The sequence below is a fragment of the Streptomyces sp. SolWspMP-5a-2 genome (assembly GCF_900091845.1).
Classification (GTDB): domain Bacteria; phylum Actinomycetota; class Actinomycetes; order Streptomycetales; family Streptomycetaceae; genus Streptomyces; species Streptomyces doudnae.
On the sequence record NZ_FMCI01000152.1, the window covers coordinates 30,065 to 51,677 of the forward strand.

17 protein-coding genes are annotated in these 21,613 nt (G+C 73.3%); 11 read left to right on the top strand and 6 right to left on the bottom strand.

Annotation, left to right across the window (positions count from 1 at the left end):
• Position 1: 1 nt before the first annotated feature.
• Positions 2 to 1,354, top strand: a complete 1,353-nt coding sequence (locus GA0115242_RS15590; RefSeq protein ID WP_093828775.1) for an ABC transporter permease — start codon at positions 2 to 4, stop codon at positions 1,352 to 1,354.
• Positions 1,351 to 2,190, top strand: a complete 840-nt coding sequence (locus tag GA0115242_RS15595) for a carbohydrate ABC transporter permease (protein ID WP_093828776.1) — start codon at positions 1,351 to 1,353, stop codon at positions 2,188 to 2,190. Before GA0115242_RS15590 ends, GA0115242_RS15595 begins: the two co-directional genes overlap by 4 nt.
• 135 nt (positions 2,191 to 2,325) lie before the next feature.
• On the opposite strand, the gene GA0115242_RS15600 is transcribed toward GA0115242_RS15595, so the two are convergent.
• Positions 2,326 to 3,033 (bottom strand): HAD family hydrolase, encoded by a 708-nt coding sequence (locus tag GA0115242_RS15600; RefSeq protein WP_093828777.1) that lies wholly within the window; start codon positions 3,031 to 3,033, stop codon positions 2,326 to 2,328.
• A gap of 522 nt (positions 3,034 to 3,555) precedes the next feature.
• On the opposite strand from GA0115242_RS15600, the gene GA0115242_RS15605 reads away from it, so the two are divergent.
• Complete coding sequence (locus tag GA0115242_RS15605) at positions 3,556 to 4,182, top strand: ScbR family autoregulator-binding transcription factor (RefSeq protein ID WP_176729820.1); 627 nt, start codon at positions 3,556 to 3,558, stop codon at positions 4,180 to 4,182.
• Positions 4,183 to 4,203: 21 nt separating this feature from the next.
• Here the strand turns inward: GA0115242_RS15605 and GA0115242_RS15610 are convergent, their stop codons facing one another.
• The 3 genes from GA0115242_RS15610 to GA0115242_RS15620 form a co-directional block, all read right to left on the bottom strand.
• A complete protein-coding gene (locus GA0115242_RS15610; protein ID WP_093828780.1) occupies positions 4,204 to 5,649 on the bottom strand; it encodes a carotenoid oxygenase family protein in 1,446 nt (481 codons plus the stop codon).
• On the bottom strand, positions 5,646 to 6,248 hold the full coding sequence (locus GA0115242_RS15615; RefSeq protein ID WP_093828782.1) for a hypothetical protein: 603 nt from the start codon (positions 6,246 to 6,248) through the stop codon (positions 5,646 to 5,648). The genes GA0115242_RS15610 and GA0115242_RS15615 overlap by 4 nt, the downstream gene beginning before the upstream one ends.
• Positions 6,249 to 6,355: 107 nt before the next feature.
• On the bottom strand, positions 6,356 to 8,083 hold the full coding sequence (locus GA0115242_RS15620) for a helix-turn-helix domain-containing protein (protein WP_093828784.1): 1,728 nt from the start codon (positions 8,081 to 8,083) through the stop codon (positions 6,356 to 6,358).
• 118 nt (positions 8,084 to 8,201) lie between these two features.
• On the opposite strand from GA0115242_RS15620, the gene GA0115242_RS15625 reads away from it, so the two are divergent.
• Both GA0115242_RS15625 and GA0115242_RS15630 read left to right on the top strand, forming a co-directional pair.
• Positions 8,202 to 9,611 carry an FAD-binding oxidoreductase gene (locus GA0115242_RS15625; RefSeq protein ID WP_093828816.1) on the top strand — a complete coding sequence of 470 codons (1,410 nt, stop codon included), beginning with the start codon at positions 8,202 to 8,204 and terminating at the stop codon, positions 9,609 to 9,611.
• The gene (locus tag GA0115242_RS15630; RefSeq protein ID WP_093828786.1) at positions 9,608 to 11,113 is read left to right on the top strand and encodes a carboxylesterase/lipase family protein; all 1,506 of its coding nucleotides are present in this window, start codon (positions 9,608 to 9,610) and stop codon (positions 11,111 to 11,113) included. Before GA0115242_RS15625 ends, GA0115242_RS15630 begins: the two co-directional genes overlap by 4 nt.
• 136 nt (positions 11,114 to 11,249) lie before the next feature.
• Here the strand turns inward: GA0115242_RS15630 and GA0115242_RS15635 are convergent, their stop codons facing one another.
• Positions 11,250 to 12,455 (bottom strand): MFS transporter, encoded by a 1,206-nt coding sequence (locus GA0115242_RS15635; RefSeq protein WP_093828788.1) that lies wholly within the window; start codon positions 12,453 to 12,455, stop codon positions 11,250 to 11,252.
• Between the two features lie 54 nt (positions 12,456 to 12,509).
• Here GA0115242_RS15635 and GA0115242_RS15640 point away from each other — a divergent pair, with 54 nt between their 5' ends.
• Complete coding sequence (locus GA0115242_RS15640; protein ID WP_093828790.1) at positions 12,510 to 13,250, top strand: AraC family transcriptional regulator; 741 nt, start codon at positions 12,510 to 12,512, stop codon at positions 13,248 to 13,250.
• Between the two features lie 68 nt (positions 13,251 to 13,318).
• On the opposite strand, the gene GA0115242_RS15645 is transcribed toward GA0115242_RS15640, so the two are convergent.
• Positions 13,319 to 15,310, bottom strand: a complete 1,992-nt coding sequence (locus GA0115242_RS15645; protein WP_218088642.1) for a carbohydrate-binding protein — start codon at positions 15,308 to 15,310, stop codon at positions 13,319 to 13,321.
• Positions 15,311 to 15,571: 261 nt separating this feature from the next.
• Between GA0115242_RS15645 and GA0115242_RS15650 the strand changes: the two genes are divergently transcribed.
• The 5 genes from GA0115242_RS15650 to GA0115242_RS15670 all read left to right on the top strand — a co-directional run bounded on the left by GA0115242_RS15650 (position 15,572) and on the right by GA0115242_RS15670 (position 21,606).
• Positions 15,572 to 16,525: a carbohydrate ABC transporter permease gene (locus GA0115242_RS15650; RefSeq protein ID WP_093828794.1), complete on the top strand. Its 954-nt coding sequence runs from the start codon at positions 15,572 to 15,574 to the stop codon at positions 16,523 to 16,525.
• A gap of 14 nt (positions 16,526 to 16,539) precedes the next feature.
• Complete coding sequence (locus tag GA0115242_RS15655; protein ID WP_093828796.1) at positions 16,540 to 17,430, top strand: carbohydrate ABC transporter permease; 891 nt, start codon at positions 16,540 to 16,542, stop codon at positions 17,428 to 17,430.
• A 33-nt stretch (positions 17,431 to 17,463) separates the two neighbouring features.
• Positions 17,464 to 18,816 (top strand): ABC transporter substrate-binding protein, encoded by a 1,353-nt coding sequence (locus GA0115242_RS15660; RefSeq protein WP_093828798.1) that lies wholly within the window; start codon positions 17,464 to 17,466, stop codon positions 18,814 to 18,816.
• A 145-nt stretch (positions 18,817 to 18,961) separates the two neighbouring features.
• Positions 18,962 to 20,356, top strand: a complete 1,395-nt coding sequence (locus GA0115242_RS15665; RefSeq protein WP_256089446.1) for a glycoside hydrolase family 36 protein — start codon at positions 18,962 to 18,964, stop codon at positions 20,354 to 20,356.
• A 92-nt stretch (positions 20,357 to 20,448) separates the two neighbouring features.
• Positions 20,449 to 21,606, top strand: coding sequence for an ROK family transcriptional regulator (locus GA0115242_RS15670; RefSeq protein WP_093828800.1), 1,158 nt, complete (start codon positions 20,449 to 20,451; stop codon positions 21,604 to 21,606).
• Positions 21,607 to 21,613 lie beyond the last annotated feature (7 nt).

Here is a 21,613-nt window from a genome sequence, read left to right on the forward strand (position 1 = left end):
CATGACCGTCACCCTGACCGACGACACGTCACGGCCCGCCCCGCCGCCCGCGAGCAAGCCCCGGCGGCGGGGCGGGCCGCGGGGCCGCGCCGTCGCGGTGCTGTTCGCCCTGCCCGCCCTGCTGCTGCTCGGCGCGCTGGTCGTCTACCCCGTCCTGTTCTCCATCGGCCGCAGCCTCTTCGACGCCTCCGGCACCCGGTTCGTCGGCGCCGACAACTACACGGAGATGTTCCACGACCCGGCCACCCTCAAGGCCGTCCGCAACACGGTGCTCTGGGTCGTCATCGCCCCGGCGCTGCTCACCGGGCTCGGCCTGATCCTCGCGGTCCTGGTCGAGAAGGTCCGCTGGGCCACCGCCTTCAAGCTGCTGATGTTCATGCCCATGGCGGTGTCGTTCCTGGCCGCGGGCATCATCTTCCGGCTGGCCTACGACGAGGACCCCGACCGGGGTGTGCTGAACGCGGCGGTCGTCTCCGTCCACGACGCGTTCGCCGGCACGTCCCCCTACCCGACCGCCCGCGCCCGCGAGGGCCAGGGGCTGACCCAGCAGAAGGACGGCTCCTACCGGACCGGGGCGAACCTGTCGCCCGGCGACACGGCGACCCTCCCCCTGGTCGGCGTGCTCCCCGCCGACCTGCCCTCCGGCGCGAAGCCCGCCACCGCCCGCCCGGCCGCCCCGGGTGAACTGCGCGGTGTCGCCTACCTGGACTTCGTACCCGGCGGCGGAGGCACCCAGGGCGCGATCGACCGCGGGGAGAGCGGTCTGCCCGGCATGAAGGTCGAGGCGGTCCGGGACGGGCGGGCCGTCGCCTCCGCGACCACCGCGCCCGACGGCTCCTTCGCCCTCACCGGACTGGCGCCCGGCAGCTACGCGCTGAAGCTGCCCGCCGCCAACTTCGCCCAGCCCTACGACGGGATCTCCTGGCTCGGCCCGACCCTCGTCACCCCGGCCATCATCGGGGCCTACCTGTGGATCTGGACCGGGTTCGCGATGGTCCTGATCGGAGCGGGCCTGTCCACCCTGCCGCGCGACGCGCTGGAGGCGGCCCGGATGGACGGCGCCGACGAGTGGCAGATCTTCCGCCGCATCACCGTCCCGCTCCTCGCCCCCGTGCTGACGGTGGTGTTCGTGACCCTCGTCATCAACGTGATGAAGGTCTTCGACCTCGTGTACATCATCGCGCCGGGGCCGGTGCAGGAGGACGCCACCGTGCTGGCCACCCAGATGTGGCTGGTGTCCTTCGGCGGCGGCAACGACCAGGGGCTGGGCAGCGCGCTGGGTGTGCTGCTGTTGCTGCTGGTGGTCCCGGCGATGGTCTTCAACGTCCGGCGTTTCCGAAGGAGTCAGCGATGACCGCCGTCCGGCGCGGCCTGAGCAGCGGCCTGGTGCAGGCCTTCCTCGTCCTCATCGGGCTGATCTGGCTCACCCCGCTGGGCGGGCTGTTCCTGTCGTCGATGCGCTCCGCCGAGGACAGCGCGAAGGGCGGCTGGTGGACGGCGCTCCTCGCCCCGGGCCAGCTCTCCTTCGACAACTACGCGGCGCTGCTGGAGAACTCCGGCATGACGCAGGCGTTCTGGAACACCGTGCTGATCTCGGTGCCCACGACCGTGCTGGTCGTGGTGCTCGCCGCGCTCGCCGGATACGCCTTCGCGTGGCTGCACTTCCCCGGCCGCGACGTGGTCTTCCTGGTCGTGGTGGCGCTGTTGGTGGTGCCGGTGCAGATCGGTCTGCTGCCGGTCGCCAAACTCTTCGGCCAGCTCGGCCTGTTCGGCTCGATCCCCGGCGTGGTGCTGTTCCACGTGGCGTACGGGCTGCCGTTCGCGGTGTTCCTGCTGCGCAACTACTTCGCCGAGATACCGCAGGAGATGCTGGAGGCGGCCCGGATGGACGGCGGCACCGAGTGGCGCATCTTCCGGCAGCTCGTGCTCCCGGTGGCCAGGCCCGCCCTCGCCTCGCTGGCCGTCTTCCAGTTCCTGTGGGTGTGGAACGACATGCTGGTGGCGCTGCTGTTCGCGGACAGTTCGTCGCAGCCGCTGACGGTGGCGCTCCAGTCCCAGACCCGGCAGTTCGGCAGCAACATCGACGTGCTGGCACCGGGCGCCTTCCTCTCGCTGATCGTGCCCCTGGTGGTCTTCTTCGCCTTCCAGCGGCACTTCGTCCAGGGCGTGATGGCGGGGTCGGTCAAGTAGCCGCGCCCGCGGGCGGACCGCCCGTGATCGCGGCCGCCGCCGTCGCGCGCTGTCGCCCGGCTCCGGCCGGTCGGTGCCGCGGTCCGGTTCCGCGCCGTCCGGTCAGCCCTGCGGTCCGGCTGCGCGCCGGTCCGTTCAGATGACGTGTTCGCGGACCCACACGAGGAGTTCGGGCGCGTTGAGCGCGTTCACCCACAGGTCGGCCCGCTCCGCGTCCCGCTCGGCGGGCCGCGGGCCCACCCCGAGGACGCGCAGGCCCGCGCTGCGCGCGGAGTCGACGCCGGTCAGGGAGTCCTCGATGCCCAGGGCGGTCTCCGGCGCCGCGCCGCACAGCCGGGCCGCGGTGGCGTAGACGTCGGGCCAGGGCTTGGGGCGCACCGCCTCGCCGCCCCCGTCAGGCCCCGCCCCCGACGGGACGACGATGTGCTCGAAGTGGCGCCGCAGACCGGCCCGTCCGAGGCTCTCCTCCACCACCTCCAGCGGGCAGTTGCTGGCCACCGCGAGCGGCAGCCGCCCGGAGAGCAGCCGGACGAACTCGGCCGCGCCCGGCATCGTCGCGGGGTCGTCCGTGACGAGGTCGAGGAAGTGCTCCAGCAGCCCCTTGGTCAGGACGTCGGTCAGTTCCGGCTTCTGCACCTCCTCGGCCATCAGGCGGCCGCAGTCGATGTAGTGCACTCCCTTGGCGCGGTCCGCGAATCCCGGCGGGGTGGTCAGGCCGAACGACTGGAAGGCCCTGGTGCGGGCCTCCTGCCAGTGCCGCTCGGTGTCCATCAGGGTGCCGTCGCAGTCGAAGACGACGGCCTGCGGGGACCAATGGAGGAGTGGGGATGCCTGTGTGGTCACGAGGGCTCCTGGGGGAGTGGCGGTCGTGCTCGTGGCGGACCGCGGTTCGGGTGTGACGCGGTTCCCCGTGCCGGACGCGCGCGGACCGGCCGCGTCCTTCGGCGCCGTCGTCCGGGCGGAGCGGTCTGCGTACGGCGCATTCCGTCCCAAACGGGAAACATCGCGACGGCTACGTTATTTCTGTCGCTCTCCGTGACGCAATCACTGCATCGAGTGGTCGACAGCGCTCTGGGGCCGGTGTAACGGGGGGTCATGTGCGACCGTGGAGCACGCGCGCCGCGGTCGGCCAACCCCGCTCATCGGTCGCACAGTTGGGTCATATGCGGGAGGCACAGCCGAAATTCGCGGCTCGGTCAAGGAAAAGGAAAATCCGCGCCACCGATTGGGCCGAAAAGGGCGATGATCACCCGCAAGCATTCACCTTCGAAAGAAAAACGCAATCATCGGGCACCGACGTCGATAATTGCCCCCGGCGTACGCGGGCGCATTACACTCCGCCCGTCACGGGAACGTTGAGCGAAGGTGGACAGGACGTTGCAGGAACGGGCCAGGGCAACCCGCCGATCACTCCTGGAGGCAGCCGCCTGTCTCTTCGCCGAACAGGGCTACGCCGGTACCAGCGTGAACGACATAAGTGCCCGCTCGGGCCGGACCAGCGGCGCCATCTACTTCCATTACGCCAGCAAGGAAGGGCTCGCCCTCGCGGTCGTCAAGGACCGGTTCGCCACCTGGCCCGCGCTGGCCGCGCCGTATACGGATCCGGCCGTCCCGCCGCTCGAACGCCTGGTCGCCCTGAGTTACGAGGTGGCGCGTGCGCTGGCCGAGGACACGGTGACGCGCGCGGGCGCGCGCCTGTGGGCCGAACGCGAGACCATCGACGCCGAACTGCCCGACCCGTTCGCCCTCTGGACCACCGCGGCCACCCGGTTGCTCGCTCAGGCCAGGACCGCGGGGCACCTCGCGCCCAACGTGCGTCCCGCCGCCACCGCCCGCACCCTGGTGCGCGCCTTCTTCGGGCTGTGCACCCTGACCGAGGCGCTGGAGGGGCCGCAGACCGTCACGGACCGGCTCACCGACTGGTGGCATCTGACGCTGCCCTCGCTCCAGCACGGCGCCGACCCGGTCGACCTGGTGGGCCGAGCCGCGTGACGCCCGGCGCGTGACGCCCGCTCACTCCTGGGTCGGCAGCCACACCCCGTGCAGTCCGAGCGGCACCCGCACCGGCACGCGCAGCCGGGCGACCGGCCCCGACGCGGGGTCCTGGGCCGGGATCACCAGCAGGCTGCTGCCGCCGTCGGCGCGGTCCGTGGCGAACATCAGCCAGTAGCCCTCGTCCTCGCCGTCCCGTCCCGGCTCGGCGGCGAACGACGGCTCCCCGAGGGAGAGGTTCTCGCCGCGCCACACCGCGGGCGGGGCGTCCGGACGGTCGGCGTCGTACCAGCGGACCGAGTCGAACTCCCCCGGCAGCAGCCCGTCCGCGTCCCCGCTGACGGCGGCCACGGCGATCCTGCGGTGCCTGCGGCCGATCCTGCGCTCGTCGACCCGCGGGAACTCCACCTTCGCGTCGTCCAGCAGGGTGCGGGCGATCCGTCCGGTCACCGGGTCGACGACGGCCCGCGCCAGACCGCGCTGTGCCCCGGGCGCGGACCGGTCGCCGTCCGGGGCGGGCGGACCGCCGAGGCCGAGGCGCGGCCACTGGACGTAGTCGAGGACGGCGCCGGGACCCGCCGGGTCGTCGTAGGCGTTGACGGTGTGCCACATCCAGAAGGCCTCGCCCGCCGCCCAGCGGACCGGGCCCCCGTCGCGGGGCACGAGGGCGATCCGGGTGCCGCTCTCCGGCCGCCAGTCGATCAGGGAGCCGCCGTGCAGCGCGGCGGTCAGGTCGAAGAAGGCCGGGGCGAGCACGAGGACGACGTAGCGGGCGGTCAGCGCCATGTCGTGGATCATCAACGGCTCGTCCACCCCGGGCACCGGCGTGGGCCCCACGGTGACCCGGCCGGTCCGGTCGATGAGGGACCAGGTCAGCCAGGGCGGCTCGACGTCGTAGTGGAAGACCGCCATCTCGCCGGTGACCGGGTCCACCTTGGGGTGGGCGGTGATCCCCGCGGGCAGCGCGCCGTCGAAGGTCTCCTTGCCGACCGTCTCCAGTCCGGGGCCGATCCGGAACGGGCAGGCGGACTCGGCGAGGGCGAGCAGCCGTCCCGCGTGCCGGACGACGTTGATGTCCGGCAGATCCTTGAAGGTGCCCGCGAGGTCGGGGCCGACCTGGTCGGCGGTCGGCATCACCATCGACTCCAGGCCGCCCCACAGGGCGTGGCCCGCCTTCTCCTCGGCGAGGACGCCCGGGGTGCGCACGAAGCAGTTGCGGTAGCGGGCCCGGCCCTCTGACATCCACACGCCGTGCAGCATGCCGTCGCCGTCGAGCGGATAGAGGAACGAACCGATGGGGGTGAAACGGGGGTTGGGCCCGTTGCGCAGGTAGAGGCCGTCCAGGCTGTCGGGCAGGGTGCCGGTCACCTCCAGGTCGACGGCGTCGACCTCCTCGGTCACGGGGGCGAAGCGGCCGGAGAGCTGGGCGACCCGGGTCGGGTCGAAGGCGGCGCGGTGCGTGGTCACGAGACGCCTCCGGGCACCGCGGCGCGCTGTCGCGCGGTGTACCGGTCGGGGTAGTGCTCGGTGAAGCGCACCGCGAGCACCAGCAGGGCCACCGGGATCACCCAGTTCAGCCAGTCGGAACCGCCCCGGGTGTGCACGGCGACCACGCCGAGGACCGCGGTCACCACGAACACGGCGGACCACATCGCCGTCAGGACCAGGTTGATGTGCCGGAAGACCGGCGAGTCCCAGTGTTCGCGCGGGGTCGACTCGCGGGCGTACTGGCTGGTGAACGGCACGAACGCGAGCGAGGCCAGGCACACCACGGCGATGACGCCGCTGGAGATGGCCTGCGCGTAGGTCTCCAGCCACACCAGGTCGTGGTGGTCGAGGACGAGCGCCAGCACGCTGATGACGGCGAAGAAGACGACGCCGGTCACCTCCAGGATCTTGAACTTCCCGCGCCGGAAGTCGGGCACGTTGAGCGCGATCGAGGCGACCAGCGCGGCCAGGGCCGCGTACTCCCAGGTGCTGGGGCCCGCCACCACGTCGAAGATGATCCAGGGGGCGAAGGCGAAGAAGATGTTGCCTGTCCGCTTGGTCGAACCGGTGCCTGCCACGAAGCACCTCCTGTCGCGCCGGGGCGGGGACAGCGGGCCTGACCGCGGCCCCCCGTCCATCGTTGCGCCGATCGCGGCACCCCGCATCCCTGGCCGGGGCGGGCGGCTCAGGGTGCGTCGTCGCCCGGCGGCTCGGGCATCGCCGTCCGCAGCCGCAGCAGGACGTGCAGTTCCAGGGCGCGGTCCGGGGTGCGCCAGGTGTCGCCGAGGACGCGGTCCAGGGCCGAAAGACGCTGGTAGAGGGTGTTGACGTGGACGGCGAGGGCGTCGGCGGTGGCGCGGGCCCGGCCGCCGTGGGTGAGGTAGGCGTGCAGCGTGTCGAGGAGGGGGACCCGGCGACGGGCCTGCTCCGCGAGGACGGGTCCGAGCAACTGCCGGAAGCGGGCCTCCAGGTCCGCGCGGCCGGTGTGGTCCAGGAGGATCCGGTAGAGGCCGAGCTGCGCCGCCGTCGCGGTCTGGCCGTGCCGGTCCAGGGTCCGCAGGGCGTCCAGGGTCGAACGGGCCTCGGCGAAGCAGCGGGCCAGCGCGCGTCCGCCGCGGGCCGGGCCCGCGATGCCGGCGGTGGGCGCGTCCGGGCCGCGCGGCCAGTCCCGCTGGAGCTCCTCGGGGTCGGCGGCGGGGGCGACGACGACCAGCCGGGTGCCGTGCTCGGCCGTCACGGTCCCGGCGGGCCACGGCAGCCGCTCGATCCGCGGGCGGGCCGACGCCGGTTCGGCCACCAGCACCGCGTACGAGGCGGACGCGTCGAGACCCGCGAGGCGCAGGTCCTGCGGGCGGTCCGACGGTGTGGTCAGCAGGTCGAGCAGGAGCACGTCGCGGGTGGCCCGGCCCGCCTCGGCGACGGCCTGTTCGGCGACCAGCGCGAGGGCCAGCGCGGGCGCCGCCCGGTCCAGCAGCAGCGGGTCGCCGGGGGCGGCGGGGCCGGTGAGGACGAGCGCCCCGAAGGTCCGCTCCCCCGCCGTCACCGGGCGGACCGCGCCACCGGGCCCCGGGTCGGGCGGCGGGCCGGACGTCACGAAGCCGACCTCTCCCCCGGCGGCGGCGCGGATCTCGTGCAGCAGGTCCTCCACCCCGCCGCCCCTGAGCACCACCCGGGTCAGCCGCCCGTCCAGGCGCAGGATGCGCTCCAGTTCCGCAGCACGGTCGGCGAGCCGGGCGTTGTCCTCGGTCAGGTCCCGCACCCGGCGGGCGTTGTCGACGGCGGGCGCGGCGTGCGCGGCGAGCGCGCTCAGCAGGGTCACCTCGTGCTCGCCGAAGTCGCGCCGCCGCCGGTCGCCCGCGAACAGCACGCCCAGGACCCGGCCGTCCAGCCGCAGCGGGACGCCGAGCAGTCCGCGCATGTTCTCCGCGCTCGCGGCGGCGTCGGCGGGTCCGTCGTGCCGGAAGCGCGGGTCGGTCCGGTAGTCGGCGGTCCAGCGGGGCGCCGCGTGGGAGAGGACCTCGGCGGCGAGCCCGCGCGACAACGGGACGGCGAGGTCGACCAGTTCGGGGGTGAGCGCGCCGGCCGCGGCCACCAGGCGCAGATGTTCGCCGTCCACCAGGCCGAGGTAGGCGAGGTCGGCGCCGAGCAGTCTGCGGGCCTGGCCGACGATCTCCGGGTGGAGGGCGTCCGGCGTGCTGAGGGAGGCGAGCCTGAGGGCGATGTCGTTGAGCGCGCCCAGCTCGGCCGCCCGCTGCGCCCGTTGGTGCAGCAGGGTCTTCAGGCGCAGCGCGTCCGCCGTCTCCCGGTCGGCCGTCCCGGCGTCCCGGGAGCGCGCGAGGTCGGCGCCGTGGCGCAGCAGGTCCTCGGCCGCCGCGTCGCGCAGCAGCAGGTCGAGCCAGGATCCGCCCGTCATGCCCGTCGACCCCCGCAGCGCGCGCTCACCGGGATGGATGGTTCCACCACCGCAATGGCCCCATGGTAGGCATCCCGTCCATTGAGCGGGTGCGGTGATCATCCGTAGGGTCGTCGGCATGCGCGACGACGCGGGGCCGCGGGAGCTGGCCGACGAACTCGAACGGCGGCTGCCCTCTGGCCGCGTGCTCACCGACCCGGGGGTGACCCGGAGCTACGCCCACGACGAGGCGGAGTGGGCGCCGCACGGGCTCCCGGCCGCCGTGGTGCGGCCGCGCACCGCGGAGGAGGTCAGGACCGTGGTGCGGGCCTGCCTCGACCACGGGGTCCCGCTGGTGACGCGGGGCGCGGGCACCGGGCTCTCCGGCGGGGCGAACGCCGTCGACGGCTGCGTGGTGCTGTCCACCGAGGCGATGACCGCGATCCGCGAGATCGACCCGCTGGAGCGGCTGGCCGTGGTGGAGCCGGGCGTGGTCAACGAGGATCTGCGCACCGCCTGCGCGGAGCACGGCCTGTGGTACCCGCCCGACCCGGCCAGCGCCCGCTGGTCGACGATCGGCGGGAACGTCGCCACCAACGCGGGCGGGCTCTGCTGCGTGAAGTACGGCGTCACCCGGGACTACGTGCTGGGGCTGCAGTTCGTGACCGGCACCGGGGAGCTGGTGCGGGTGGGGCGCAGGACCGCGAAGGGCGTCGCCGGGTACGACCTGACGTCGCTGCTGGTCGGTTCGGAGGGCACCCTCGGGGTGATCACCGAGGTGACCGTGCGGCTGCGGCCGCTCCGCGAGCCCGAGCACACGGTGGCCGGGCACTTCGCGTCCGTGGTGGACGCGGGGCGGGCGGTCGCCGCGGTGGCGGAGGCGGGCGTCACCCCGTCGGCGCTCGAACTGATCGACCGGCACTGCCTCGCGGCCGTCGACGCCTGGAAGCACATGGGTCTGTCGACGGAGGCCGAGGTGGTGCTGCTCGGCCGCTCCGACGCGCCGGGCCCGGCCGGTGAACAGGAGGCGGACGTCATGCTGGGCTGCTTCGAGCGGGCGGGCGCCACCTACGCCGTCCGCTCCACCGACCAGCACGAGGCGGAGGCGCTGTTCGAGGCGCGGCGGCTGGCCTACCCGGCGCTGGAGCGGCTCGGCCCGGTCCTCACCGAGGACATCTGCGTGCCGAAGGCCGCCGTCCCCGAGATGCTCGGGCGGATCGACGCGATCGCCGCCCGGCACGACACGCTGATCGCCAACATCGCGCACGCGGGCGACGGCAACCTGCACCCGCTGCTGATCACCCCGCCGGGGGACGAGCGGGCCCGGGACCGCGCGCAGGCCGCCTTCGCCGACATCATCGCGGAGGCGCTCGCGCTGGGCGGCACGGTCACCGGGGAGCACGGGGTGGGGCTGCTGAAGCGGGACGGGCTGAGCGACGAGCTGGGGCCCGCCGTGCTCGCCCTCAACCGCACGGTCAAGGACGCCCTGGACCCGCGGCACGTCTTCAACCCGGGCAAGGTCGTGGCGTTCCCGCGGGAGGACGCGTGAGCGCGGATGTCGCCGTGGACCTCGGCGCCGGACGGTCGGTCAGGGGCCTGCGCGCGGACGGCGTCGCCGTCTTCCGGGGCGTCCCGTACGCGGCGGCGCCCGTCGGCGCCGGACGCTTCGAGGAGCCGCGCCCGGCCGCGTGGAGCGGCGAGTGGGACGCCCGCGCCTGCGGCCCGACCGCGCCGCAGGGCCGCACCGAGGTGCCGGGGCTGCCCGATCTGTCGGTGCTGGTCGGCCCGGGGTGGCTGCCGGGCGCCGAGTACCTGACCGTCGACGTGTGGACGCCCGACCCCGGGGCGGGCGGGCTGCCGGTGATGGTGTTCGTGCACGGCGGGTCGTTCACCGGCGGCACGGGCAGCGCGCCCGGGTACGACGGGAGCGGGTTCGCGCGGGACGGGGTCGTCCTGGTGACCCTGAACTACCGGGTCGGCGTGCCCGGGTTCCTGCGGCTGCCCGGCGCCCCGGACAACCGCGGGCTGCGCGACCAGATCCTGGCCCTCGGGTGGGTGCGCGACCACGTGGCCCGGTTCGGCGGTGACCCGGAGAACGTCACCGTCTTCGGTGAGTCGGCGGGCGCGCTCTCGGTGGGCGCCCTGCTGGCCGCCGCGCCCGCCGGGCTGGTGCGGCGCGCGATCAGCCAGAGCGGCGGCGCCTCGCACGCGCTGACCCCGGCGCAGGCCGACCGGGTCACCGCCGCCGTCGCCGGGCAGCTCGGGGTGCCCGCCACCGTGGCCGCCTTCGCAGGTCTCCCGGACGAGGCGCTGGTCGAGGCGGTGGCGCACGTCTCGGCGTCCGGGCTCGACCTCGCGGTCGACGGGGTCCGCGACCCGCTGATGGGGCTGAGCAGGTTCGGTCCCGTGGTGGACGGCGAACTGCTCACCGGGCAGCCGGTGGAGGCGGTCCGGGCGGGCACGGCCGACGGCGTCGACCTGCTGGTGGGCGCCAACCGGGACGAGATGAACCTCTACCTCGTCGCCCTGCCGTCGCCGCCGGTCACCGAGCCGATGCTGCGCGCGGCGGCGGCCCGGCTGCATCCCGGGCCGCAGGAGCTGATCGACGCCTACCGGGCGGCGGGCCGGGGCGTGACGCCGGGCGAGGTGCTGTCGGCGCTCGGCACGGACTACATGTTCGCGGTGCCGACCGCGCGGCTCGCCGAGGCGCACGCCGACCGGCCGGGCGGCACCTGGCGCTACGAGTTCGCCTGGCGCTCCCCCGCCGCCGACGGCCGCCTCGGCGCCTGCCACGGCGTCGAACTGCCCTTCGTCTTCGGCCTCGTGGGCCGGATCGACACCGGCGTCCTCGGCATCCCGGGGACGGATCCGGACGTCCTGGCGCTGGCCGGTGCCACGCACGCGGCCTGGGTGGCGTTCGCCCGTGACGGTGATCCGGGCTGGCCGCGCTTCACCGCCGACCGTCCGGCCGTGCGGCGCCTCGACGTGGCGGGGAGCCTCACCCTGGCGGCCGACGGGCCGGAGCGTGCCCTGTGGCGGGGCGTGCGCTGAACCCCGTCAGGGCCGCGGCCGGTCGGCGCGCACCGGTGCCGGGCTGGGCCGCCCGCCGGTTCCTGCGGTGTTCCGCCAGGTCGAGTCGTCGCGCCGTGCGTCCATGATGCCCCCCGTTGTCGCCCGAAAGCTCCAACTATCTGACGGATAGCGGCTGTTGACAAGACCCGTCCGGATCGGGCGGTGGATCCTGGGCGGTCCGGTGGTCGGCGGCGGGGTCCGGCAGGGCGCGGACCAGCAGCCAGCCGAGCCCCGGCAGCAGGATCAGCGGGGCCAGGGCCGTGCGCAGCGAGGTGGCGTCGGCGAGGGCGCCGATGACCGGGCTGGCCAGGCCGCCGACGCTGACGGTCAGTCCGAGGGTGATGCCGCCCGCCGTGCCGACGCGGCTCGGCAGGTAGTCCTGCCCGAGCGTGACCTGGAGCGAGAAGGGCACGAAGAGGGCGGCCGAGGCCAGCGCGACGCACGGGTACAGCGCCGGTCCCGGCAGCAGCACCAGCCCGGCGACGGCCGGGATCATGAGCAGGTACGCCCGGCGGGTGACGGTGACCCGGTCCCAGCGTTCGGCGAGCCGTCCGCCCGTGACGGAACCGACCGCGCCCCCGGCGTAGAGGGTGAAGAGGGCCGCGGTGCCCGCCGCCGGGCCGCCGTGGGTGCGCTGCTGGGCGTAGAGCGGGACGAAGGTGCTCAGGCCGACGAAGACGACCGACCGGACGACCACCGCCAGCGACAGCCGCACGAACGACGCCGGGTCGTCCGGCCGCGGGACGCCCTCCGGGGCGGCGCCGGTGGCGCGGCGCCGCTCCAGCTCGCGCAGGACCGGCAGGCACAGGACGGCGCCGACCAGGGCGGGCAGCGCCAGCAGCGGGGTCGTCCGCAGCCCGCCGGGCGCGACGACGGCGGCGACCAGCAGGGGCGCGAGCGCGAACCCGATGTTGCCGCCGACCGAGAACCAGCTCATGGCGCGGTGGCTGCCCCCGGCGGCGATCCTGGCCACCCGCGCGGCCTCCGGGTGGTAGGCGGCGACACCGATCCCGGAGACCGCCACGGACGCCAGCGTCAGCGGGTACGAGCCGCTGACCCCGCCGAGCGCGATGCCCGCGCCGCCCAGGAGCGTGCTCAGCGGCAGCAGCCAGGGCATCGTCCAGCGGTCGGTGAGCAGCCCGAACAGCGGCTGGGCGACGGAGGAGAGCAGGGAGGCGGCCAGCACGACGCCGGAGACGGCGGCGTAGCTGTAGGCGCGTTCGGCGACGAAGAAGGGGACGAGGGCGGCGACCGCGCCCTGGTAGACGTCGACGCAGGCGTGTCCGAGGGACAGCAGGGTGATCGTCGGGTTTTTCGGCACCGCTCCATGCTGGTCGGCGGGGGCGCTGTCGTACTTCCGATAACCTGCCGACCGATGCAGCAGATCCGCCACACCCCGGTGGCGCCGACCCGGGCCGAACGCCTGCCCTCGGGTACGGCGATCGACGCGCACCGGCACGACGACCACCAGATCATCTACGCGGGCCGCGGGGTGCTGGCGGTCACCACGAGCGCGGGGTCCTGGGTGGCACCCGCCGACCGGGCCGTCTGGGTCCCGGCCGGGACGGTGCACGAGCACCGGGCCCACGGCGAACTCGATCTGCACCTGGTGGGGCTCCCGACCTCGGACAACCCGCTCGGGCTGGACGGCCCGGCGGTGCTGGCGGTGGATCCCCTGCTGCGCGAGCTGATCCTGGCGCACACCCGCTCCCCCGGCGACGACAGCCCCGAACGGGCCCGGCTGCGCGCCGTCCTGCTCGACCGGTTGCGGGTCTCGCCGCAGCAGCCGCTGCACCTGCCGGAACCGACCGTGCCGGTGCTGCGGGCGCTGTGCGCGATCCTCGCCGCCGACCCGGCCGACAACCGGACCCTGGCCGCGCTGGGCCGCGAGGTGGGGGCGAGCGACCGCACCCTCTCCCGGCTCTTCCGCGGCGACCTCGGCATGACCTTCCCGCAGTGGCGCACCCGGCTCCGGCTGCACCACGCCCTGATCCTGCTCGCCGAGCACACCCCGGTGACGGTGGTCGCCCACCGCTGCGGCTGGTCGTCGGCGAGCGCGTTCATCGACGTCTTCCGCCGCGCCTTCGGCCACACCCCGGGCGCCCACCGGGCGTAGCGGCGCCGGCGTTCCCCGGGTGCCCCGCGGCGGCAGGACCGTGCGGCCCGGCCGCCGCGGGGCGCGGGTCAGCTCACGGTGATGCGGTCGATGTCGGGGGCCCACGCCCCGCTGTTGGCGAGGGTGACGGTGTTCCCGGTCCCGGCGGCCAGGTCCAGGGTGAGGGTGGTGGTCGCGGTGGTCGTCCAGTCGGCGGTCGGCGCGAAGGCGACCGTCTTGGCCGTGCCGCCGTTCGCCCTGACGGTGGCGGTGCGGGACTCGGCCGTCGTGTAGTGGACGGTGACGGTCCTGGTGCCGCCGGTGCCGCCGTCGACGCCGTTGAAGGTGAGGGTGGCGCCGTTGCCGAGGTAGCCGACCTTGGCGCCGCCCGAGCAGCCCGCGCAGTCGGCGCGCACCGCGGTGCCGGTGAGGGTGTTCCCGGTCGCCTCCGCCTCGTAGCTGTGCGGTCCGCCGCTCTGGGAGCCCACCGTCATGGCGCCGAGGGCGAGCCAGCCGTCCGCGTTCTGGCCGCTGGTGGCGAAGCGGAGCTTCTTGGCGGCGGCGCTGACGTTCTCCAGCGGGTTCTTGGCCTTCATCACCAGTTGGTAGCCGCCCGGGGCGACCCCGGAGAGGTCGACGGAGGTGTCGAAGTACCGGGCGTAGCCGTAGTCGAGGTAGGTGGGGTCGGCGCCGACGCCCCAGTCGGGGAAGGCGCGGATCTTCGCGGGCATGACCTGGCGCAGGTCCCAGGGGGTGGCCCAGCTCTTGACGACGGTGCCGGAGGCGTCCTTGAGGCCGAGGCTGACCGTCCAGGGGTAGTAGAAGGGCGCCACGCCGTCGTTGGTCATCCGGACGCCGATCGTGGTGGTGCCCTGGGCGGTGTCGTGGAAGTAGGCGCGGTCGACGCCGAGGTCGTAGCCCATCAGCCGGACGGCGGCGGCGACCTTGGGGTCGTCGGGGGCGTAGGCAGCGCTGCCCTCGTTCATCTTCCAGGTGGTGTGCTCCAGTTCGAGGCACGCCTTCATGTCGTCCACGGCTCCGGAGCCGCCGGGCCAGGAGGCGAAGGCGGTGGGCTGGATCTCGGGGCGCACCTCGCCGCCCATGGAGGCGGTGGTCCAGCGGTTCTCGACGCCCCGGTCGAGTTCCTTCTGGAGCTGGGAGTAGCCCGCTCCGCCCATCGAGACCGGCAGGGTGACACCGGCGGCGGGTGAGCCCTCGCGGTAGCAGAACGAGTCGTCGTGGAAGCCGACGGCGGGCAGGTCATCGGCGGCGCCGCCCGCCGACTCGGGGTACCTGACCTCGATCTTCGTGTGGGTGAAGGCCTTGTCGTACGCCTGGACGATCTGCGCGCCGTGGGCGTCGGTGGGCATGTAGTTCGGGTACGCGTCGGACGAGGTGTCGGTGTCGTAGGGCCAGGTGTGCCACTCGCCCCAGAGGCCGATCAGCCCCATGTGGATGAACCCGACGCGGGGGTCGCCGTCGTAGCGGGCGCCGAAGGCGGCGATGAACTTCTTGAGCGCGTCGAGCAGGTAGGCGCTGTCGTAGTCGGGGCTGACGGTGTTCCAGTAGGCGTTGGTGCGGTTGGCGACGTGCCCGGCGAAGCACGGCGGGATCGCGTCGGCCGGGTGGCTGCCCGAGCCGCCCGGGTACTCGATGTAGAAGCGCAGGGCGGTCTGGTTGCCGTAGGAGGCGCTCTCGTCGAGGGCGGCGTCCAGGACGCTCCAGTCGTAGGAGCCGCAGTCCGCGGCGTTCTTCATGACCTCGGAGAGGCCGAAGTAGCTCCAGGTCAGCGCGTGCGGGTAGCCGGTGTTCTGGTTGCCGCCCGGCTGGTAGAAGCGGGCGAACCCCTTGAGCGGGTTGTCCAGCGGGGCGTCGGCGCGGGCGAGGGTGTGGACCGGCAGCGAGGGGTCGGGGGAGGGTCCGGGCGCCGGGCGGGCGGGGGCGCCCTGGGCGGTCGCCGTCGTGGTGGGGGCGGGCGCCGCCCAGGAGTCGCCGGGGAGCGCCGCCAGGGCCAGGGCCAGTGCGGTGGAGCAGAGTGCGGCCAGGATTCCTCTGCCGCGTCGCTGCGCGTAGGTGCGCACGGTGTCAACCTCCGGTGTCGGATGGTGAGATGGCGTCCGGCGGCGGGGCCGGAAGCCGTTCCAGGCCCGTCGATTCCTCGCTGACCTGCGCTGACATGCCCCGGGCGGGGCGGTGGCGGCCGGTCCTCGATGAGCGCTTCGGGGGCCTGAACCTGATTTGTTATGAGCCAGCATTGACAAACTTTCACTGTTGCTCATCAATATGTGTCCACGGTGCCCCACTGGCAAGAGGTGCGGCGCAGATCTCTTCGGAGGGGAACCATGGGCGCGGAGACCGCAGTTGCGCCACCGCAGAAGGGCACCGGTCCCGACCAGGGCGCCGCCAGGCCGCCGGGCGGGTCCCGCCGTGCCCGCGACGACCGCAGGGCGGCCTGGCTGTTCCTGGCACCGGCGCTGATCGGCTTCGCGCTGTTCTACGCGTATCCGACGGTGCGCGGCTTCTACTACTCGCTCACCGACTACAACCTGCTCAGCGATCCGGTCTTCACCGGCGTGGACAACTACCGGGACCTGATCGGCGACGAGCAGTTCTTCAACGCCCTGAAGGTCACCGGCTACTACGTGGTCCTCAACATCGGCTCGCAGACCGTGCTCGGCCTGCTGCTGGCCACGCTCATGCACCGGCTGACCCGGTCGGTGGCGCTGCGCGCGATGCTGCTGGTGCCCTGGCTGGTGCCGAACGTGACCGTCGGCCTGCTGTGGATGTGGCTGCTGGACGCCAACCTCGGCTTCGTCAACCACGTCCTGGACGCCCTCGGCTTCGGCACCACCGGCTTCTTCACCTCGCCGACCTGGGCGATGCCGACCGTCGCGGCGGTCAACACCTGGGCGTACACCGGCTACACGGCGCTGCTGCTGTACGCGGGGATGCTCCAGATCCCCCACCACCTGTACGAGAGCGCCTCGTTGGACGGCGCCGGGGAGTGGCGCATGTTCACCAGGATCACGCTGCCACTGCTGCGGCCGGTGCTCGCGCTGGTGCTGGTGGTGTCGCTGATCGGCTCGTTCCAGATCTTCGACACGATCGCGGTGACCACCAAGGGCGGGCCCGTCAGCGCCACCCGGGTCATCTACTTCTACATCTACGAGCAGGCGTTCACGAACTTCCACATGGGCTACGCCTCCGCGGTGGCCGTGGTGCTCGCGGTGGTCCTCGGCGCGCTGACCGCCGTCCAGATGCGCCTGCTCCGCGCCTCCCGCTCCGACCTGGCCTGATGAGGAGACACCCGTTGAACCGCCCCCGCACCACAGTCTCCCCGGGCCGGATCGTGGCCTGGACGCTGCTCGGCCTCGCGCTGCTGCTGACCGTCTTCCCGTTCTACTGGATGATCCGCACCGCCCTCACCCCGGCCGCCGACCTCTACTCCGACTCCACCGGCCTGGTCCCCGACCACCCGACGATGATCAACTTCCTGCGGGTGCTCGGGCTGACCAGCGAGGAGGAGGCACGGGCGGCGGGCGGCTCGGGCGCGCACGTCGACTTCCTGCGCTACCTGCTCAACTCCGTCGTCTACAGCGGTCTGATCGCCGTGCTCCAGACCCTGTTCTGCGCGATGGCGGGGTACGCCTTCGCCCGGCTGCGCTTCCCCGGCCGGGAGACGGTCTTCGGGGTGCTGATCGCCGCGCTGATGGTGCCGCCGATCTTCACCGTGCTGCCCAACTTCGTCCTGGTGAAGAACCTCGGCCTGCTGAACACCTTCGCCGGGATGGTCGCCCCGAGCGTGCTGATGACCCCGTTCGCGGTCTTCTTCCTGCGGCAGTTCTTCCTCTCCATCCCCCGTGACGTGGAGGAGGCGGCGACCCTCGACGGCGTCGGCGCCTGGGGGATCTTCTGGCGGATCGTGATGCCGATGAGCCGCGGCCCGCTGATCACCATCGGCCTCACCACCACCGTCTGGTCGTGGAAGGACTACCTCTGGCCGCTGCTGACCGGCCGCGAGGAGGAGACCCGGGTCCTGACCGTGGCCCTCGGCATCTTCCAGCAGCAGTCGCCCAACACCCAGCCCGACTGGACCGGTCTGATGGCCGGTTCGGCGCTGTCGGTCCTGCCCGTGCTCGTGCTGCTGATCGTGCTCGGCCGCCGTCTGGTCGAGTCCCTCAACTTCACCGGCATCAAGTAACCACCGTCCCGCACCCGCCAAAGAGGTCCCGCGATGAGAACCACGCACCTGCGCATCGGCGCCGCACTGCTCTGTCTGTCCGCCACCGTCTCCCTCGTCTCCTGTTCCGGCTCGGGCGACGACTCGGCCGGCGGCCGCACCACCCTCGACTACTGGCTGTGGGACGACCGCCAGCTCCCCGCCTACCAGGAGTGCGCGACGGCGTTCCACAAGGCCAACCCCGACATCACCGTCAAGATCACCCAGACCGCGTGGGCCCAGTACTGGCAGAACCTCACCACCCAGCTCACCTCGGGCGACGCCCCCGACGTCTGGACCGACCAGGCGTCCTACTATCCGCAGTTCGCCACCAGCAACCAGCTCCTCGACCTCCAGCCGCTGGTGGACCGGGACAAGGTGGACCTGACCGCCTACCAGGACGGGCTCACCGAGACCTGGGTGAAGGACGGCAAGCGGTACGGGCTGCCCAAGGACTGGGACACCATGGCGCTCGCCTACAACACCGCCCAGTTGAAGAAGCAGGGCGTGGACGCCGCGGACCTGGCCGACCTGACCTGGAACCCGTCCGACGGCGGCACGTTCGAGAAGACGATCGCCAAGGCCACCGTCGACACCCACGGCCGCAACGGTCTCGACCCGGACTTCGACAAGAGCAAGGTCGCCACGTACGGGTTCCTGCCCGAGTGGGCCGACGGCTCCCAGGGCCAGAACGGCTGGGGCGACCTGGCCGCCTCCAACGGCTTCACCTACCTCGACAAGAACCCGTGGGGCACGCACTACAAGTACGACGACCCCAAGCTCGCCGAGACCGTCGCCTGGTTCAAGCGCCTCATCGACAAGGGCTACTCGCCCCGCTTCGACAAGCAGTCCTCGGTCGCCAACTCCGAACTGCTGGCGGCGGGCAAGGGCGCCATCATGGTCGCCGGTTCCTGGACCATCTCCTCCTTCACCGACCCGAAGTCGAAGCAGAAGTTCGCGTTCGCGCCGCTGCCGACCGGTCCGGTGGGCCGCAAGAGCGCCATCAACGGCCTCTCCGACGCCATCTACGCCGGGACCAAGCACCAGGAACAGGCCTGGAAGTGGGTCAAGTTCCTCGCCTCCCCCGAGTGCCAGGACCGCGTCGGCGAGCGGGCCGTCGTCTTCCCCGCCCTCAAGTCCGGCACCGAGAAGGCGCTCGCCGCCCACAAGGCGCAGGGCCACGACGTCAGCGCCTTCACCGACTCGACGACCACCGAGGGCGGCACCTTCCAGCTCCCGGTCACCGAGCACGGCACCGAGATCAACCCGATGGTCCAGGACGCCATCCAGTCGGTGATCCTCGGCCAGGCGAAGCCGCAGGCCGCCCTGAAGGCGGTCAACGACAAGGTCAACGGCCTCTTCAAGTAGCCGCCCCACGGCAGCACCCACCCCCAGACGCAAGGAGATCCATGGCCCAGCTCGCAGACCTCGGCGGACACACCGTCGCCCTCGCACTCGAGGACGACGCCCCGCCCCAGGTCGTCGACGGCGGACTGCTGCTGCCCCCGGCCGGGTGGCCGTCCTGCACGGTCTGGGCGACGCGTCCTTCTACCGCCACGGGCACAACTCATGGAGCCCCTGCGGCTGGCGTCGCCTGTCCGAGCCCCCGCTGCGCATCGAGAGCGCCGAACGCCGTCTCACCGCCGACGACACCGTGTGGGACGACCCGGCCCGGCACCACTCGTCCGCCGTGGCCGCCCTCCAGGGCGACGACGGGCGGGTGCTGCTGCTCGGCGCGCTCGGCCTGGACGTCCCGCGTCTGTCGGCGGACCGGGACACCCTGGCCGCCTGGTCCGAGGGCGGCGACGCGCCCTGGTTCCTCGCCCTCGGCACCGAGGACGAGGTCTTCACCGCCTACGCCCGCCACCTCGCCGACCGGCTCGGCCGCAGCGGGAAGCGGGCCGGGAACGTGTGGTGCAGCTGGTACGCGTACTACGAGAACATCACCGAGCAGCAGCTCGCCAAGGACATCACCGACCTGCGCGGTCTGCCCTTCGACGTCGTCCAGATCGACGACGGCTGGGAGCTGGCCGTGGGCGACTGGGAGGCCAACGCCAAGTTCCCGTCCGGGATGAAGGCGCTGGCCGACCGGATCACGGACGCCGGACTGCGGCCCGGCCTGTGGATCGCCCCGTTCATCCTGCACCCCGAGTCCGCGACGGCGCGGGACCGCCCCGAACTGCTGCTGCGCGACGAGCACGGCGAGCCGGTGGTCGCCGGACACAACTGGGGCACCGGCTACTTCGCCCTCGACCTCACCCACCCGGCGGCGCAGGAGCACCTGCGCGAGACGATCCGCCGGGTCACCCGGGAGTGGGGGTTCACCTACCTCAAGCTCGACTTCATCGGCGCGGGCACCGCGCCGGGCGTCCGCGCCGAGGCCCTCGGCCGCGAGGAGGCGTACCGGCTCGGCCTGCGGATCATCCGCGAGGAGGCGGGTCCCGACGCCTACCTGCTGGGAAGCGGCGCCCCGCTGCTGCCCTCGCTCGGGCTGGTCGACGGCATCCGCAGCGGCCCGGACGTCGCGCCGCTGTGGGAGCACTACGCGACCCAGGACCCGTCGGACGCCCTGGCCCGCAACGCGGTCGTCAACACCGTGCACCGGCTGTGGCAGACCCCGCTCCTCGAGGTCGACCCGGACGTCGTGTACTTCCGCAGCCGCCTGAACCTGCTCACCGAGCAGCAGCAGCGGTGGCTGCGGGACCTCGCCGACGTCTGCGGCTTCCGCGCGGTCTCCGACCCGCCCTCCTGGCTGCGCCCCGACGAGCTGGAGGAGATGACCGGGTACCTGGCCGCCCGGCCGCGGGTGCGCCGGGTGGACCGCTACCGGTACACGGTCGACGGCCGCGAGGTGGACTTCGCACCGGCCGTCGATCCGGGCACGGAGCAGCGCTACCCCATCGCCTGACGTGCGCGAACCGGTCCGGCCGGGGGCCATGAATTAGTAAACTGCTCAGCAATATCCAGCGGCGGGGACCCGCCCCCTTCAGGGAGCACCAGATGGCGACGACCGGAACAGATCTGTCCCGGATGCGCGAGATGAACCAGCTGTCCATCGTGTGGGCGCTACGCGGCAACCCGCCCTCGACGGTCACTGAACTCGCGGGCCGGGCCGGACTGTCCCGGCCGGCCGTCGACGTCCTGGTGCAGTCCCTGGTCACCGACGGCTGGGCGGAGGTCGAGGAGCCGGGCGCCAACAGTGTGGTGGGCCGCCCGGCCCGCCGGTTCCGCTTCCGGGCCGACGCCGGTCACGTCCTCGGCATCGACATCGGCGTCCACAAGATCCTCGTCGTCCTCAGCGACCTGGAGGGCAACCTCGTGCGCACCCTGCGCCGCCCGGCCGACCCCGAGGCGGACCCGCGGGCCAGGCTCGCGGCCGTCGACCGGGTCATCGACGAGGTGCTGCGCGGCGCCGGAATGACGCCGGACGACATCTGGGCGATCACCGCGGGAGTGACGGGACCGGTCGACGCCAGCGGCCGCACCTCCCTGTTCACCCCGCTGCCCGGCTGGAACGCCGCCGACCCGGTCGCCCACCTCGGCGCCCGGTTCTCCTGCCCGATCCAGGTGGAGAACGACTGCAAGCTCGCCGCCGTCGCCGAACGCTGGAAGGGCGTCGCCTCGGACGCGGACGACATCGTCTTCCTGCTCGCCGGACTGCGCACCGGCGCCGGGCTGATCCTGGACGGCACCCTACGCCGGGGCCACGGCGGCGCGGCCGGTGAGATCGGCGCCCTCAAGGCCGTCCGCTGGCTGACCGCGCCCGGTCATCTGGAGTCCTGCCCCGGCGTGCCCGCGAGCGCGGCCCCCGGCGAGGCCGCCGCCTGGGTGTTCCAGGCGGCGCGGGACGGCGACCGGGACGCGCGCACCGCCGTCCGCCGCTACACCCGCGACCTCGCCGTCGGCGTCGCGGCCCTGGTGCTCGCCCTCGACCCGCAGGTCGTCGTGTACGGCGGCGGGTTCTCCCGCTCCTCCGACGTCGTCCTGGAACCGCTGCGCCAGGAACTCACCAAGCACTGCCTGCGGCTGCCCGAGCTGCGCGCCTCCACCCTCGGCGACGAGAGCGTCGCCCTGGGCGGGGTGCGGCTCTCCCTCGACGAGGTCGACAGCCGTCTGCTCAGCGACGGGCTCGCGGCGCCCAGCGCGCCGCGCCGCTGACCGCCCG

Excerpts from the sequence above, each read along its gene's own strand:
- GA0115242_RS15590 (WP_093828775.1), top strand. The coding sequence starts at position 2 with ATGACCGTCACCCTGACCGACGACACGTCACGGCCCGCCCCGCCGCCC.
- GA0115242_RS15595 (WP_093828776.1), top strand. The coding sequence starts at position 1,351 with ATGACCGCCGTCCGGCGCGGCCTGAGCAGCGGCCTGGTGCAGGCCTTC.
- GA0115242_RS15620 (WP_093828784.1), bottom strand. The coding sequence starts at position 8,083 with ATGACGGGCGGATCCTGGCTCGACCTGCTGCTGCGCGACGCGGCGGCC.
- GA0115242_RS15625 (WP_093828816.1), top strand. The coding sequence starts at position 8,202 with ATGCGCGACGACGCGGGGCCGCGGGAGCTGGCCGACGAACTCGAACGG.
- GA0115242_RS15640 (WP_093828790.1), top strand. The coding sequence starts at position 12,510 with ATGCAGCAGATCCGCCACACCCCGGTGGCGCCGACCCGGGCCGAACGC.
- GA0115242_RS15650 (WP_093828794.1), top strand. The coding sequence starts at position 15,572 with ATGGGCGCGGAGACCGCAGTTGCGCCACCGCAGAAGGGCACCGGTCCC.
- GA0115242_RS15660 (WP_093828798.1), top strand. The coding sequence starts at position 17,464 with ATGAGAACCACGCACCTGCGCATCGGCGCCGCACTGCTCTGTCTGTCC.
- GA0115242_RS15670 (WP_093828800.1), top strand. The coding sequence starts at position 20,449 with ATGGCGACGACCGGAACAGATCTGTCCCGGATGCGCGAGATGAACCAG.